Source organism: Thiemannella venezuelensis, assembly GCF_014203605.1.
In the GTDB taxonomy this organism is placed as follows: domain Bacteria; phylum Actinomycetota; class Actinomycetes; order Streptosporangiales; family Streptosporangiaceae; genus Planomonospora_A; species Planomonospora_A venezuelensis.
Window position 1 is genome coordinate 98,601 of sequence record NZ_JACHJJ010000024.1, and the last position, 14,272, is coordinate 112,872.

13 protein-coding genes are annotated in these 14,272 nt (G+C 71.6%); 9 read left to right on the forward strand and 4 right to left on the reverse strand.

Annotated features, from left to right (window positions below):
• Positions 1 to 73: 73 nt before the first annotated feature.
• The gene (locus tag FHS22_RS28870; RefSeq protein WP_184946781.1) at positions 74 to 592 is read left to right on the forward strand and encodes an adenine phosphoribosyltransferase; all 519 of its coding nucleotides are present in this window, start codon (positions 74 to 76) and stop codon (positions 590 to 592) included.
• Between the two features lie 130 nt (positions 593 to 722).
• On the forward strand, positions 723 to 3,026 hold the full coding sequence (locus tag FHS22_RS28875) for a RelA/SpoT family protein (RefSeq protein WP_420830027.1): 2,304 nt from the start codon (positions 723 to 725) through the stop codon (positions 3,024 to 3,026).
• A gap of 85 nt (positions 3,027 to 3,111) precedes the next feature.
• On the opposite strand, the gene FHS22_RS28880 is transcribed toward FHS22_RS28875, so the two are convergent.
• On the reverse strand, positions 3,112 to 4,341 hold the full coding sequence (locus tag FHS22_RS28880; protein ID WP_184946785.1) for a DUF349 domain-containing protein: 1,230 nt from the start codon (positions 4,339 to 4,341) through the stop codon (positions 3,112 to 3,114).
• A 73-nt stretch (positions 4,342 to 4,414) separates the two neighbouring features.
• Positions 4,415 to 5,260, reverse strand: a complete 846-nt coding sequence (locus FHS22_RS28885) for a peptidylprolyl isomerase (RefSeq protein WP_184946788.1) — start codon at positions 5,258 to 5,260, stop codon at positions 4,415 to 4,417.
• A 148-nt stretch (positions 5,261 to 5,408) separates the two neighbouring features.
• Between FHS22_RS28885 and FHS22_RS28890 the strand changes: the two genes are divergently transcribed.
• From FHS22_RS28890 to aspS, 3 genes are read left to right on the forward strand one after another with little or no spacing between them, the layout of a single operon-like run.
• Positions 5,409 to 6,104 carry an MBL fold metallo-hydrolase gene (locus FHS22_RS28890; RefSeq protein WP_184946790.1) on the forward strand — a complete coding sequence of 232 codons (696 nt, stop codon included), beginning with the start codon at positions 5,409 to 5,411 and terminating at the stop codon, positions 6,102 to 6,104.
• Positions 6,105 to 6,109: 5 nt separating this feature from the next.
• Complete coding sequence (hisS, locus tag FHS22_RS28895) at positions 6,110 to 7,372, forward strand: histidine--tRNA ligase (RefSeq protein ID WP_184946792.1); 1,263 nt, start codon at positions 6,110 to 6,112, stop codon at positions 7,370 to 7,372.
• Positions 7,369 to 9,156 carry an aspartate--tRNA ligase gene (gene aspS, locus FHS22_RS28900; protein WP_184946794.1) on the forward strand — a complete coding sequence of 596 codons (1,788 nt, stop codon included), beginning with the start codon at positions 7,369 to 7,371 and terminating at the stop codon, positions 9,154 to 9,156. Before hisS ends, aspS begins: the two co-directional genes overlap by 4 nt.
• Before the next feature lie 60 nt (positions 9,157 to 9,216).
• Here aspS and FHS22_RS28905 read toward each other — a convergent pair whose 3' ends face one another.
• Together FHS22_RS28905 and FHS22_RS28910 are read right to left on the reverse strand one after the other, a co-directional pair.
• The gene (locus FHS22_RS28905) at positions 9,217 to 10,470 is read right to left on the reverse strand and encodes a cytochrome P450 family protein (RefSeq protein WP_184946796.1); all 1,254 of its coding nucleotides are present in this window, start codon (positions 10,468 to 10,470) and stop codon (positions 9,217 to 9,219) included.
• 128 nt (positions 10,471 to 10,598) lie between these two features.
• The gene (locus FHS22_RS28910) at positions 10,599 to 11,480 is read right to left on the reverse strand and encodes a peptidylprolyl isomerase (RefSeq protein WP_184946798.1); all 882 of its coding nucleotides are present in this window, start codon (positions 11,478 to 11,480) and stop codon (positions 10,599 to 10,601) included.
• Positions 11,481 to 11,680: 200 nt separating this feature from the next.
• On the opposite strand from FHS22_RS28910, the gene FHS22_RS28915 reads away from it, so the two are divergent.
• The 4 genes from FHS22_RS28915 (at position 11,681) to FHS22_RS28930 (ending at position 14,271) form a co-directional block, all read left to right on the forward strand.
• Positions 11,681 to 12,142, forward strand: a complete 462-nt coding sequence (locus FHS22_RS28915; RefSeq protein WP_184946800.1) for a DUF2231 domain-containing protein — start codon at positions 11,681 to 11,683, stop codon at positions 12,140 to 12,142.
• 101 nt (positions 12,143 to 12,243) lie between these two features.
• A complete protein-coding gene (locus tag FHS22_RS28920) occupies positions 12,244 to 13,578 on the forward strand; it encodes a replication-associated recombination protein A (protein WP_184946801.1) in 1,335 nt (444 codons plus the stop codon).
• Positions 13,579 to 13,615: 37 nt separating this feature from the next.
• Complete coding sequence (locus FHS22_RS28925) at positions 13,616 to 14,005, forward strand: DUF948 domain-containing protein (RefSeq protein ID WP_184946803.1); 390 nt, start codon at positions 13,616 to 13,618, stop codon at positions 14,003 to 14,005.
• Positions 14,002 to 14,271, forward strand: coding sequence for a hypothetical protein (locus FHS22_RS28930; RefSeq protein ID WP_184946805.1), 270 nt, complete (start codon positions 14,002 to 14,004; stop codon positions 14,269 to 14,271). Before FHS22_RS28925 ends, FHS22_RS28930 begins: the two co-directional genes overlap by 4 nt.
• Position 14,272: the final 1 nt, after the last annotated feature.

Here is a 14,272-nt window from a genome sequence, read left to right on the forward strand (position 1 = left end):
CACGGCGGCGCCCGCCCCCGCGGGCGGGACCGCGGCGCCGTACCCACCGGTGTTCTCCAGCAGGGATGTGACCATGAGCGACCTGAGCAGGCTGATCCTGGACCGGATCCGCGACGTGCCCGACTACCCGAAGCCGGGGGTGCTGTTCAAGGACATCACCCCGCTGCTCGCCGACCCCGCGGCGTTCTCCGCGGTGACGGACGAGCTCGCCGGGCTCCACGAGGTCGACAAGATCGTCGGTATCGAGGCCCGGGGGTTCATCCTGGCCGCGCCCGCGGCCTACAAGGCCGGCGCGGGCTTCGTTCCGATGCGGAAGAAGGGGAAACTCCCCTCGGAGACACTTGATGAGTCCTACGATCTGGAGTACGGTTCCGCCACCATCGAGGTCCATCGGGACGCCTTCGCCCCAGGCGACCGGGTCCTGATCGTCGACGACGTGCTCGCCACCGGCGGCACGGCGTGCGCGGCGGTGGAGCTGGTCCGCAGGGCGGGCGCCGAGGTCGTCGCCGTCGCCGTGCTCATGGAACTGGCCTTCCTCAAGGGGCGCGACCGGCTCGCCGGAGTCGAGCTGCACCCCCTTGTGATCGTCTGATCCACCCCCGCGCAGGCAAGCACCCGAGCCGGTCTGGATACACTGAGGGATCTGGACTCGAACGTGAGGAGTCTGAGTGCCCCGTGATGTGGTCGTGCCCGACGTGACCGCCGCCGGTGGCGGTCCCGACATGGCCGTCCCGGCAGGCGATGCCGGCTCCGCCATGTCCGGAGCCACCGAGGAGAAACCGGCGGTGCGGCGGAGGCTCGCCCGCTTTGGGGGGCAATGGGGTGGCGCCATGAACCCGGTGCTTGAGCCGCTGTTCCGGACGGTCCGCGCGACCCATCCGAAGGCAGACCTGCGGCTGATCGAGCGCGCCTACGATGTGGCGGCCTACCACCACCGCGACCAGAAGCGCAAGAGCGGCGACCCCTACATCACCCACCCGCTGGCCGTCGCGACGATCCTGGCCGAGCTGGGCACCGACGACGAGACGCTCTGCGCCGCGCTGCTGCACGACACCGTCGAGGACACCGCCTACGGGCTGGACGAGCTGCGCGCGGACTTCGGCGACAACATCGCGCTGCTGGTCGACGGCGTCACCAAGCTCGACAAGGTCAAGTTCGGTGACGCCGCCCAGGCCGAGACCGTGCGCAAGATGGTCGTCGCGATGTCCCGCGACATCCGGGTGCTGGTCATCAAGCTCGCCGACCGGCTGCACAACATGCGCACCATGCGCTACCTGCCCGAGCACAAGCGGCAGCAGAAGTCCCGCGAGACCCTGGAGATCTTCGCGCCGCTCGCCCACCGGCTGGGCATGAACACCATCAAGTGGGAGCTGGAGGACCTCGCGTTCGCCATGCTCTACCCCAAGCGCTACGACGAGATCGCCCGGATGGTGTCCAAGCGCGCTCCCCGCAGGGACCTGTTCCTGCAGGAGGTCATCGAGAACGTCTCGGCCGACCTGCGCGAGGCCAAGATCCGCGCCGAGGTCAAGGGCCGGCCCAAGCACTACTACTCGGTCTACCAGAAGATGATCGCGCGCGACGTCGCCTTCGACGACATCTACGACCTGGTGGGCATCCGGGTGCTGGTCGACACGGTCCGCGACTGCTACGCCGCCCTCGGAACGATCCACGCGCGGTGGAACCCGGTGCCCGGCCGGTTCAAGGACTACATCGCGATGCCCAAGTTCAACATGTACCAGTCGCTGCACACCACGGTGATCGGTCCCGAGGGCAAGCCGGTGGAGCTGCAGATCCGCACCCACGGCATGCACCACCGGGCCGAGTACGGCGTCGCCGCGCACTGGAAGTACAAGGAGGACATGACCACCTCCGGTCCTCCCGGGGCGAAGCTGAAGCCCGCCAGCGACATGGCCTGGCTCCGCCAGCTCCTGGACTGGCAGAAGGAGACCGCCGACCCGGGCGAGTTCCTGGAGTCGCTCCGGTTCGACCTGTCGGTCTCCGAGGTCTACGTCTTCACCCCCCGGGGCCAGGTGATCGCCCTGCCCGAGGGCGCGACCCCCGTCGACTTCGCCTACGCCGTGCACACCGAGGTCGGCCACCGCTGCATCGGCGCCCGGGTCAACGGCCGGCTGGTGCCGCTGGAGTCCAGGCTGGGCAACGGCGACACCGTCGAGATCTTCACCTCCAAGTCGCCGGACGCGGGCCCGTCCCGCGACTGGCTGAAGTTCGTCAAGTCCGGCCGGGCCCGCAACAAGATCCGCCAGTGGTTCTCCAAGGAGCGCCGCGAGACCGCGATCGAGGCGGGCAAGGAGGCCATCGGCCGGGCCATGCGCAAGCAGGGCCTCCCGCTGCAGCGCCTGATGTCCGGAGAGTCCCTCCTGGCGCTCGCCAGGGACCTGCGCTACCCGGACGTCTCCTCGCTCTACGCGGCCGTCGGAGAGGGCCATGTGGCCGCCCAGTCGGTCGTGCAGAAGCTGGTGCAGTCCATCGGGGGCGTGGAGAGCGCCGAGGAGGACATCGCCGAGACCTCGGTCCCGACGAAGCTCCGCGGCCGTCCCCGCGGCGGCGGCGGAGCGGGCGTGGTGGTCGCCGGCGACTCCGACGTCTGGGTACGGCTCTCGCGCTGCTGCACCCCGGTCCCCGGCGACGACATCGTCGGGTTCGTCACCCGCGGGCACGGCGTCTCGGTGCACCGCACCAACTGCCCCAACGTGGAGCAGCTCAGAGCCGAGCCGGACCGGCTGGTGGAGGTCTCCTGGTCGCCCGGCGACGACTCGGTCTTCCTGGTCGCCATCCAGGTGGAGGCGCTGGACCGGCCCCGGCTGCTGTCCGACGTCACGCGGACGCTCTCCGACCAGCACGTGAACATCCTGTCCGCGTCGGTGACGACCTCCCGCGACCGCGTCGCGATCAGCAAGTTCACCTTCGAGATGGGCGATCCCAAGCACCTGGGCCACGTCCTGAAGGCCGTCCGCAACATCCAGGGCGTCTACGACGTCTACCGGGTCAGCGGCGCCGGAGGCTGAGGGCCGCCCGGTGCGGCGGCGGGAGCCGGGCGCACGACGCGGAGGACGCGGGGCCCGGAGGCTCCCGCGTCCTTCGCGCGACGGGTCAGGAGAACTCGGCGAGCGTGCGCTCGGCCTCCTCCAGCCAGGAACGGCGGGCGGTCAGCGCCTCCTCGGCGTCCCGGGCGTCCTTGTCCTTGCCGGCGGCGCGCGCCTTGGACAGGCGGGCCTCCAGCTGCTCGATGGACCTGCGGAGCTGGTCCACCGTGTTCTGCGCGCGGGCGCGGGCCTCGGGGTTGGAGCGCTTCCACTCCGCCTCCTCCGCCCGGCGGACCGCCTCGTCCACCTTGCGCAGCCCGCCCTCCAGCCGGTCGCGCTGCTCGCGGGGGACCGGACCGGCCTCCTCCCAGCGCTCCAGGATGCCGCGCAGAGCGGCCCTGGCGGTGCGGGCGTCGGAGACCGGCAGGATCTTCTCCGCCTCGGCCAGGAGCTGCTCCTTGACCTCGGCGTTGGCCGCGAGCGAGGCGTCCCGCTCGGCGAAGACCGCGGAGCGGGCCTGGAAGAACTGGTCCTGAGCGCCCTTGAACCGGCCCCAGAGCTCGTCCTCGACGTCGCGGGAGGCGCGGCCGGCCGTCTTCCACTGCCGCATCAGCTCGCGGTAGGCCGAGGCGGTGGCGCCCCAGTCGGTGGAGGAGGCCAGGGCCTCGGCCTCGGCCACGATGCGCTCCTTGGTGGAGCGCACGCCCTCACGCTGCTCGTCCAGGCCCGCGAAGTAGGCCTTGCGCCGCTTGGCGAAGGCCGTGCGGGCGGCCGACAGGCGCTTCCACAGCGCCGCCTCGGTGACCCGGTCGATCCGCTCGGCGGCCTTCCACTCCTCCACCAGCTGGCGCAGGCGCTCCCCGCCGGTCTTCCAGTGGGTGGTGTCCTCGGCGATGCGCTCGGCCTCGGCGACGATCCGCTCCTTGACGCCCTTGGCCTCGGCGCGGGCCACGTCGCGGGCGGCCTTGACCTCCTCGCGGCGCTGGGCGACCAGCTCCGTGAGCGCGCTCAGCCGGGCCAGCAGCGTGTCGAGGTCGCCGACCGCGTGCGCGTCGGTGATCGCCTCACGGAGCTTGACGATGGTCGCCTCGGCCTGGGCGGGCGGCAGGTCGGTGCCGCGCACCCGCTGCTCCAGGAGTGTGACCTGCCCGGCCAGCTCGTCGAACTTGCGGCGGAAGTAGGCGAGCGCCTCCTCCGGCTCGCCTGCCTGCCAGGACCCGACGGCCCGCTCTCCCTCAGCCGTACGCACGTAGACGGTGCCGTCGTCGTCTACCCGGCCCCACGGGTCGGTGCTCACCGTGTCCTCCCGCACTTTCCTCAGCCTTTCCGGGACCGTCCGGTCCCGGGTCCGTATGCCTGGTTGTATTACGTCAGCTCGTGGCGGACATTGTCACGTCTTTGATCTCGACGGCCTTCTTCGGGGCCCCGGTTCCGTCGGGTCCCGGAGTGATGACGCCGGCCTTGTTCACCTCGTCGACGATCTCCAGGCCCTTGGTAACCGTACCGAACGGGGTGTAGTTCGGGGGCAGCCCGGCGTCGCCGTACACGATGAAGAACTGGCTGCCGTTGGTGTCGGGGCCGCTGTTGGCCATGGCCACCACGCCGCGGGTGTACTTCGCGCCGCTCAGGTTCTCGTTGACGAACCGGTAGCCGGGGCCGCCCTGGCCGTCGGTGTCGGCCTTGCCGTCGGCCTTGGCCAGCGGGTCGCCGCACTGCAGGACCGGGAACTGGTCGGAGCCCAGGCGGTGGCACTTGGAGCCGTCGAAGTAGTCCTTCGAGGCGAGGAACGCGAAGGACCCGACGGTGCAGGGGGTCTTCTCGGCGCTCACCTCGATGACGATGTCGCCCCGGTTGGTCTTCAGCGTCATCGTCTTGGGTGTGGTGTCGACCTTCGCCGGGGGCATGCCGACATCCTTGACCTGGCCGCTCTCGGCGGCGGGCACGTAGCCGCAGGTGCCGGCGGCGGCGTCGAAGGCCGCGGGCTCGGCCGTGCTCGCGCTCGCCGAAGGGGTCGCCGCCGTGTCCGTGGCGGTGGAGTCTCCCGACCCGCCGAGCAGGAACGTTGCGGCGATGACGCCGCCCACGACCACCACGGTGCCCACGCTGCTGCCGATGATCGCGGTCCGCTTGGCCTGGGCCTCGCGCTCCGCGCGCCGCTGCATCTGCCGCTCGTAGTGCTCGCGCGCCAGCTGCTTCTGGCGGTCCTTGCCGCTCACCGCTTCGCCCTCCCGAGTGCCGGAGTATCACATATTGAGGTGGGCGAATCGTATCGGTCACAGGGCGATGGTTCGCAGCCCGCCGACCCGCACCGGTACCCTTCGGTTACATTCCCATCCGCATTCTTGACGAGATCAGCTGAGGCAGATGCTCATCGCCGGCTTCCCCGCAGGGTCGTTCCAGACCAACTGCTACGTCGTCGCTCCCGCCGCGGGCGAGGAGTGCGTCATCGTCGATCCGGGGCAGAACGCCGTCGGCGACCTCGATGACGTGCTGAGAGAGCATCGGCTCAAGCCGGTCGCCGTGCTGGTCACCCACGGTCACGTCGATCACATGTGGTCGGTCGCCCCGGTCTGCGGCGCGCGCGGCGTCCCCGCCTGGATCCACCCCGAGGACCGGGACCTGCTGTCCGATCCGGGCAAGGGGCTCGCGCTGGCGACCCGGCAGCAGCTGTTCGGCGGGCTGACCTTCACCGAGCCGGACGACGTGCGCGAGCTCGCCGACGGCGAGGTGCTGACGCTGGCGGGAATGGAGCTCACGGTCGACCACACTCCGGGCCATACCAGGGGGTCGGTGACGTTCAGGCTGCCCCGGACGGAGGAGATTCCGGACGTGATGTTCTCGGGCGACCTGCTGTTCGCCGGCTCCATCGGCCGCACAGATCTCCCGGGCGGCGACTACCCGACGATCCTGCGCAGCTTGGCGGCCAAGTGCCTGCCGCTGCCGGACGACACGGCGGTCCTGCCCGGCCACGGACCACAGACCACGATCGGCCGGGAGCGCGCCACCAACCCGTACCTCGCGGAGGCCGCCCCCTACGCCGGTCCCACCAGGGGACTTTGAGACACATGAGCTTCCAGGCGCCCAAGGGCACCTTCGACTGGATCCCACCGCGCTCCGAGCGGGCCCTCGCCGTGCGCGAGGCGCTGGCGGCCCCCGCCCGCCGCGCGGGGTACGGCTACATCGAGACGCCGACCTTCGAGGACACCGCGCTGTTCGTGCGCGGCGTCGGAGAGTCGACCGACGTCGTCTCCAAGGAGATGTACACCTTCACCGACAAGGGCGGACGCTCCATCACGCTCCGCCCCGAGGGCACCGCTTCGGTCGTGCGAGCCGTCCTCCAGCACGGCCTGCACAACGGCCAGCTCCCCGTCAAACTCTGGTACTCCGGGAGCCAGTTCCGTTACGAGCGCGCCCAGAAGGGCCGCTACCGCCACTTCTGGCAGGTCGGCGCCGAGGCCCTCGGCGCGGAGGACCCGGCGCTGGACGCCGAGCTGATCCTGCTGGCCGCCGACGGCTACGCCGCGCTCGGGCTCACCGGAGTCCGGCTGCTGCTCAACACGCTGGGCTGCAAGGAGTGCCGCCCCGGCTACCGGGCGGCGCTGCAGGAGTTCCTGCGCGCCCTCGACCTCGACGAGCCCACCCGGGCGCGGATCGAGATCAACCCGCTGCGGGTGCTGGACGACAAGCGGCCCGAGGTGCAGGTCCAGCTCGCCGGCGCGCCGCTGGTCGTCGACCACCTGTGCGGGGCCTGCAAGGCCTACCACGAGGAGGTCCGCACGCTGCTGACCGCCTCCGGCGCCGCCTTCACCGACGACCCCCGCCTGGTCCGCGGTCTCGACTACTACACGCGCACCACGTTCGAGTTCGTCCACGACGGCCTGGGCTCGCAGTCCGCGGTCGGCGGCGGCGGCCGCTACGACGGGCTGAGCGAGATGATCGGCGGCCCGGCGCTGCCGAGCGTCGGCTGGGCGCTCGGCGTCGACCGGACGGTCCTGGCCATGGAGGCCGAGGGGCTGTTCGAGGAGGACGCGGGCGGGGAACGTGTCCAGGTGTACGGTGTGCCGCTGGGAGAAGAGGCACGCCGCCGCATGTTCCTGCTCGTCACCGAGCTGCGCCGGGCGGGGATCGCCGCCGACATGTCCTTCGGCGGCAAGGGCGTCAAGGGCGCGATGAAGGGCGCCGACCGCTCCGGGGCCCGCTACGCGCTGATCCTGGGCGAGCGTGACCTGGCGGCGCGGGCCGTACAGCTGAAGGACCTGACCACCGCAGAGCAGACCGAGGTGCCGCTGGCCGAGGTCGCCGACATTCTGAAGGGGAAGTTTTCGTGATCCGCACGCACACCGCCGGTTCGCTCCGCAAGGAGCACGCGGGTGAGCAGGTAACGCTGGCCGGATGGGTGGCGCGCCGCCGCGACCACGGTGGCGTGGTCTTCATCGACCTGCGCGACGCCTCCGGCTCCGCGCAGGTGGTCTTCCGCGAGGAGGACGACGCGCACGGCCTGCGCGCCGAGTACTGCGTCAAGGTCGTCGGGGAGGTGCGGGTCCGCCCGGAGGGCAACGAGAACCCCGATCTGCCCACCGGTGAGATCGAGGTCGTCGCCTCCGAGGTCGAGGTGCTCAGCGAGTCGGCCCCGCTGCCGTTCCCGATCGAGGGCAACGCCGGTGTCTCGGAGGAGGCCCGGCTGAAGTACCGCTACCTCGACATCCGCCGCCAGCAGGTCGCCCAGGCCGTGCGGATCCGCTCCCAGGCCACCTACCTGGCCCACGAGGTGATGAAGGAGCACGGGTTCGTCTACGTCGAGACCCCGACGCTCACCCGCTCCACCCCCGAGGGCGCCCGCGACTTCCTGGTCCCGGTCCGCCTCCAGCCCGGCAGCTGGTACGCCCTGCCCCAGTCGCCGCAGCTGTTCAAGCAACTGCTGCAGGTCGCCGGCCTGGAGCGCTACTACCAGCTCGCCAAGTGCTACCGCGACGAGGACCTGCGCGCCGACCGGCAGCCGGAGTTCACCCAGATCGACGTGGAGATGTCCTTCGTCGACCAGGACGACGTCATCGCCCTCGGCGAGGCGCTGGTCGGCCGCATCTGGAAGGAGACGATCGGCTACGACCTGCCGACGCCGCTGCCCCGGATGACCTACGCCGACGCCATGTCCCGCTACGGCTCCGACAAGCCGGACCTGCGCTTCGGCTGCGAGCTGGTCGAGATGACCGGGTTCTTCGCCGAGACCACCTTCCGCGTCTTCCAGGCGCCCTACGTCGGCGCCGTGGTCATGCCCGGGGGCGCCTCCCAGACCCGCAAGGAGCTGGACGGCTGGCAGGAGTGGGCGAAGTCGCGCGGCGCCCGCGGCCTGGCCTACGTGCTGGTCGGCGAGGACGGCACGCTCGGCGGCCCGGTCGCCAAGAACCTCTCCGAGACCGAGACCGCCGGCCTGGCCGCCAAGGCGGGCGCGAACCCGGGTGACGCGATCTTCTTCGCGGCCGGCGCGGTCCACGCCTCCCGCGACCTGCTCGGCGCGGCACGCCTGGAGATCGGCCGCCGCTGCGGCCTCATCGACGAGTCGGCGTGGAACTTCCTCTGGGTCGTCGACGCCCCCATGTTCGAGCCGGTGCTCGACGACGTCGGCCGGCAGACCGGCTGGACCGCGGTGCACCACCCGTTCACCGGCCCCAAGCCCGAGTGGGCCGACACCTTCCAGGACAAGCCGGGCGAGGCCCTGGCCTACGCCTACGACATGGTCTGCAACGGCATGGAGATCGGCGGCGGCTCGATCCGGATCCACCGCGCCGAGATGCAGCAGCGCGTCTTCGAGGTGCTCGGCATCTCCAAGGAGGAGGCCGAGAGCAAGTTCGGCTTCCTGCTGGAGGCGTTCAAGTACGGCCCGCCGCCGCACGGCGGCATCGCCTACGGCTGGGACCGCATCTGCATGCTGCTGGCGGGCGGCGACTCGATCCGCGACGTCATCGCCTTCCCGAAGACGGCCTCCGGCTTCGACCCGCTGACCGGCGCGCCCACCCCGATCACGGGCGAGCAGCGCAAGGAGGCGGGCGTGGACGCCCAGCCGAAGGAGACGGGGCCGAAGGAGACCGGCGCGGCCAGGCCCGCGGCATCCTGATCCCCCCTTTCCTCCGGCCCGTACGGCGGGCGCCCGGCGAGGCGCCCGCCGTACGGCTTCTCAGAAGCGGACCGGCAGCGCCTGCAGACCGCGGACGATCGAGGCGCTCCCGCGCCATTCGAGCTGCTCCGGAGCGCAGTCGAGCGCGATGTCCGGCAACCGGCGCAGCAGCGTCCCGAAGGCGATCCGGGCCTCCAGCCGGGCCAGCGGGGCGCCCAGGCAGAAGTGGACGCCGTGGCCGAAGGCCAGGTGGTGGCCGCCGTCCCGGGTGACGTCCAGGGCGTCGGGGTCGTCGAACGCTCCGGGGTCGCGCCCGGCCGCGCCGAGCGAGACCTGGACCATGCTGCCCTCGGGGATGCGGACGCCCGCGATCCGGAGGTCCTCGGTGGCGAAGCGGAGGGTGGCCCGCTCCACCGGCCCGTCGTAGCGCAGGAACTCCTCGACCGCCCCCGGGATCAGCTCGGGCTCCTCCTGCAGGAGGCGGAGCTGGCCGGGGTGGGTCAGCAGGGCCAGCATGCCGTTGCCGATGAGGTTGACCGTGGTCTCGTGCCCGGCGATGAGCAGCAGCGTGAGCATGGCGATCAGCTCCGGCTCGCTCAGCAGCTCGTCCTCGTCGCTGGCGGTGACCAGCGCGCTGACCATGTCGTCCCTGGGCTCGGCCCGGCGCTCGGCGATGAGCCCGGAGAAGTAGGCGCGGATGGCGGTGTTCACCGCGTCGCGCCGCTTGACGGACTCCTCGTCGAGTGAGGGGGTGACGAGGGTGGCCGACCAGACGCGGAAGTCGTCGCGGTCCCCGGCGGGTACGCCCAGCAGCTCGCAGATCACGGTGATCGGCAGCGGGAAGGCGAAGTCGTCGAGGAGGTCGGCCCGCCCCCGGGCGGCCATCGTGTCGATCAGCCGGTCGGTGATCTCCTGGATCCGGGGGCGCAGGCTCTCGACCCGGCGTGCGGTGAAGGCCCTGGAGACCAGGCGGCGCAGCCGGGTGTGGTCCGGCGGGTCGGTGGAGAGCAGGTTCTCGGCGAGCGCGGGATTGCCGCCGGCCAGTTCCCGGAAGAGGTCGGGCCCGTTGCGCAGGTTCTTGGCCAGCCGGGGGTCGCTCAGCGCCGCGCGGCCGTGCTCGTGGTCGATGACCAGGAACGACGACACCCCCGGCGGGAAGTCGATCGGGTGGACCGGGCCTTTCTCGCGCAGCCTGCCGTACTCGGCGTACGGGTCGCGGGTGAACTCCGGGCTGAAGAGGAATTCGAGTGGAAGCCGCTCCGGGTTCCCCGTGTTCCCGGTGCCCTCCGGGTTCGCTGCGGTGCGTTCGGACATGGATGCCCTCCGGTGAGATGATCACGTGTCCTTCCGCCCCCAGCATGTCCGATCTTGCCCCGCCGCGTAAGGCGGGGAACGGCGAACGCCCCGGCGGAGCACCGCCGGGGCGTTCGCACGGGACCGCGTCAGGAGACGGTGACGTCCTTGATGAGGACCGGGATCTTGGGGGCGTTGGAGCCGCCGTCGCCGGTGATGTCGTCGGGGTTGGTGATCCACCCGCCGGCGAAGACCTTCTCGAGGATCTCCATGCCCTTGGAGACGGTGCCGAAGGGCGTGTAGGCCGGCTGCAGCTGGGCGGTCTCGTCCGAGAGCGAGATCCAGAACTGGCTGCCGTTCTGGTTGCTGGCGTCGCCCGCCTGCGCCAGCGCCACCGTGCCCTTGGTGTACGGCATGCCGCCCAGGTTCTCGTCGTTGAAGACGTAGCCCGAGCTGCCCTGGCCGTCGGTGGGGTTCTTGCCGTCGGCCTTGGCCTGCGGGTCGCCGCACTGCAGCAGGCCCAGCCCCGAGTTCTCCGGGGTGGCCAGGCGGTGGCACTTGGTGTTGTCGTAGAAGTTCTTCTTGGCCAGGAAGGCCAGGGAGTTGACAGTGCAGGGGGCCGCCTGGGTCGCCAGGTCGATCACGATGTCGCCGTGGTTGGTGGTGATCGTCATGGTCTTCGGCTTCAGGTTCGGCTTCTTCGGCGGGTAGCCCACCTTCTTGGCCGGGCTGCCGCTGGTGTCGGCGCGGTAGTCGCAGGTGACGGAGGCCGGGTCGGCCACCCCGGCGCTGACGCTCGGCTGGGGGGTGGCGCTCTGCGAGGGCGCCGGCGACGCGACCGCGGTGTTCGTGCTGTCGCCGCCTCCGCCGAGCAGGACCGTGGCGGCGACCACGCCGCCGGCCACCACGGCCACCGCGGCACCGGCTCCGATGAAGGTGTTCCGCTTCGCCTTCCTGGCCTGCTCGGCACGCTGGGCCTGCCGCTCCTTGTGCTCCCGCGCCAGCTGGCTCTGGCGGTCTTCGCCGCTCACCGCTATGTCCTCCAGGATTGCCGTTCCATGACTATCAACTCGGCGAAAGCGTACCGGCCCTGCGGTGTGCTGGATGTAAGTGACGAAATCCCTCGTATGAGGTTACGGGGGAGATACCCCGTCTCTTTACGCGTTTCAGAGAGGCCGCGTGATGAGATGCCCCCTGGCGATGACGAGCCGCGTACCACCGGAGCCGCACCATGTTCGAAGAGATCCTGGGCCTTCCCGCCCACCCCCTGATCATCCACGCCGCCGTGGTCCTGACACCGCTGCTGGCGGTGCTGGCGGCGGTCTACGCGCTGGCTCCGCGCACGCGCGCCGCCCTGCGGTGGGCCGTCCTCGGCCTCGCGGTGGTCACCCCCGTCGCCACCCTGGCGGCCAGGCAGAGCGGCGTCGCGCTCATGGAGGGCCGCTTCTCCTCCGCCTCGGGGACGCTCGGCGAGCGCATCGCCGAGCACGCGGCGTTCGGCACGCCGCTGACGCTGTCGGTGGCCGGCCTGGGCCTGGCCTCGCTGGCGACCGTCCACGTCTCCCGCTCCGAACGCCCCGGCCGGCCGGTGGAGCTGGCCGTGACGGCCCTCACGGTCCTCCTGGCCGCCGTGGCGGTCTACTACGTGGTCCGGGCCGGGCACAGCGGCGCCACGGCCGTCTGGGGCGGCTGAGGACGCCCCGCGGGCACGGTCCCGCCCGGCCCGCGGGGCGGGACCCCGCCTCCGCCCGCGGGGAGGACCGGCCCTCCGCCGGTGGCTGTACTGTCGGGGCTGTGGAGAGCCTGTTCGACTCGGCGGCCGAGGAGGCGCACCGCGGCCAGGAGCCCCTCGCGGTGCGGATGCGCCCGCGCGGCCTGGACGAGGTGATCGGCCAGCGCCATCTGCTGGGCCCGGGAACGCCGCTGCGCCGCCTCGTCGAGGCCGAGGCGCCGATGTCGCTGTTCCTGTGGGGACCGCCGGGGACCGGCAAGACCACCCTGGCCTACGTCGTGGCGGGCGTCACCAAGCGCCGCTTCGTGGAGGTCTCCGCGGTCTCGGCGGGCGTCAAGGAGGTGCGCGCGGCCATCGAGCAGGCCCGTCGCGAACTGGGCATGTCCGGCCGGCAGACCGTGCTGTTCGTGGACGAGGTGCACCGCTTCAACAAGGCCCAGCAGGACGCCCTGCTGCCCGCGGTGGAGAACCGCTGGGTCACCTTCATCGGCGCGACCACGGAGAACCCGTTCTTCTCCGTCATCTCGCCGCTGCTCTCGCGCTCCCTGCTGCTGACCCTGGAGCCCCTGTCCGACGACGACGTCCGGGCGGTGCTGGAGCGCGCCGCCGCCGACCCGCGCGGCCTGGACGGCTCGGTACGGCTGGCGCCGGAGGCGGTCGGCCACCTCGTCCGGCTGGCCGGCGGGGACGCCCGCCGCTCGCTCACCTACCTGGAGGCCGCCGCGCTGATCGCCGACGGCGAGATCACCGTCGAGGTGGTGGAGCGGGCGGTGGACAAGGCGGCCGTGCGCTACGACCGCCAGGGCGACCAGCACTACGACGTGATCAGCGGCTTCATCAAGAGCATGCGCGGCTCCGACGCCGACGCTGCGCTGCACTACCTGGCCCGGATGATCGAGGCGGGCGAGGACCCGCGGTTCATCGCCCGCCGGATCATGATCTTCGCCTCCGAGGACGTCGGCATGGCCGACCCGACCTGCCTGCAGGTCGCGGTGGCCGCCGCCCAGGCGGTGGAGATGATCGGACTGCCCGAGGGGCGGCTCAACCTCGCCCAGGCGGTCATCCACTGCGCGCTGGCCCCCAAGTCCAACGCGGTGATCACCGCCATCGGCGAGGCCGCGGAGGACGTGCGGCGCGGCGACATCGGCCAGGTCCCCGGCCACCTGCGCGACGCCCACTACGCGGGGGCGAAGAAGCTCGGCCACGGCCGGGGCTACAAGTACCCCCACGACTTCGAGCACGGCCTGGTGCGCCAGGACTACATCCCCGAGGCGCTCCGCGACCGCCGCTACTACCGGCCCACCCGGCACGGCGCCGAGGCGGGCTACGCCGACCGGTGGTCCAGGATCCGGAGGTTCCTCCGCGGCGTGCCCGGGGAAGAGGGCGGGACGCGATAGGGTCTTGCCATTCCGGGTGACGTAGGGAGATCGGCGCATGCTTACCGCGGGAGAGGTCGCCGGGCTGATCGCGGCCGTGGCCTGTGTGGTCCTGGTCTGCTTTCTGGTCGTGGTCCTGCTCAAGCTGGCCAGGCTGCTCGCCGAGGCCACCAGGGCGGTCTCCGAGCTGAACGGCCGGGTGGTGCCGCTGCTGGAGGAGGTCGCGCTCACCGTCGGCGAGGCCAACCGGCAGCTCGTCGAGGTCGAGGCCGTCATCCGCGACGTCAAGCAGGTCAGCGGGCACGTGGCCAAGGTCAGCGACGCCACCCAGACGCTGGTCACCGGCCCGATCATCAAGGTCGCGGCGCTCGGCCACGGCATCCGGCAGGCCATGAGCGCCCGCGGGCGCGGCCGGTCGCCCCGCGCGCTGGAGAGGCGTCGGCGGTGATCCGGCGGCTGTTCTACATGGCCCTGGGCGCGTTCGGCGCCGTGTGGGCCATGCGCAGGCTCCAGGCCCTGCGCCCCGACCATGTGGCCCGGCGCGCCGTGCGGGGCGCCTCCGGCGTGCTGGAGCAGGCCCGGATCTTCGCCGAGGACGCGCTGGACGGCGCGGCCCGGCGGGAAACCGAGTTGCGGGCCCGGCTCGGGCTCGGCACCGTGGAAGAGACCACCGCGGAAAACACCTATCACTACGACGTAAAGGATGGCCGCTGAC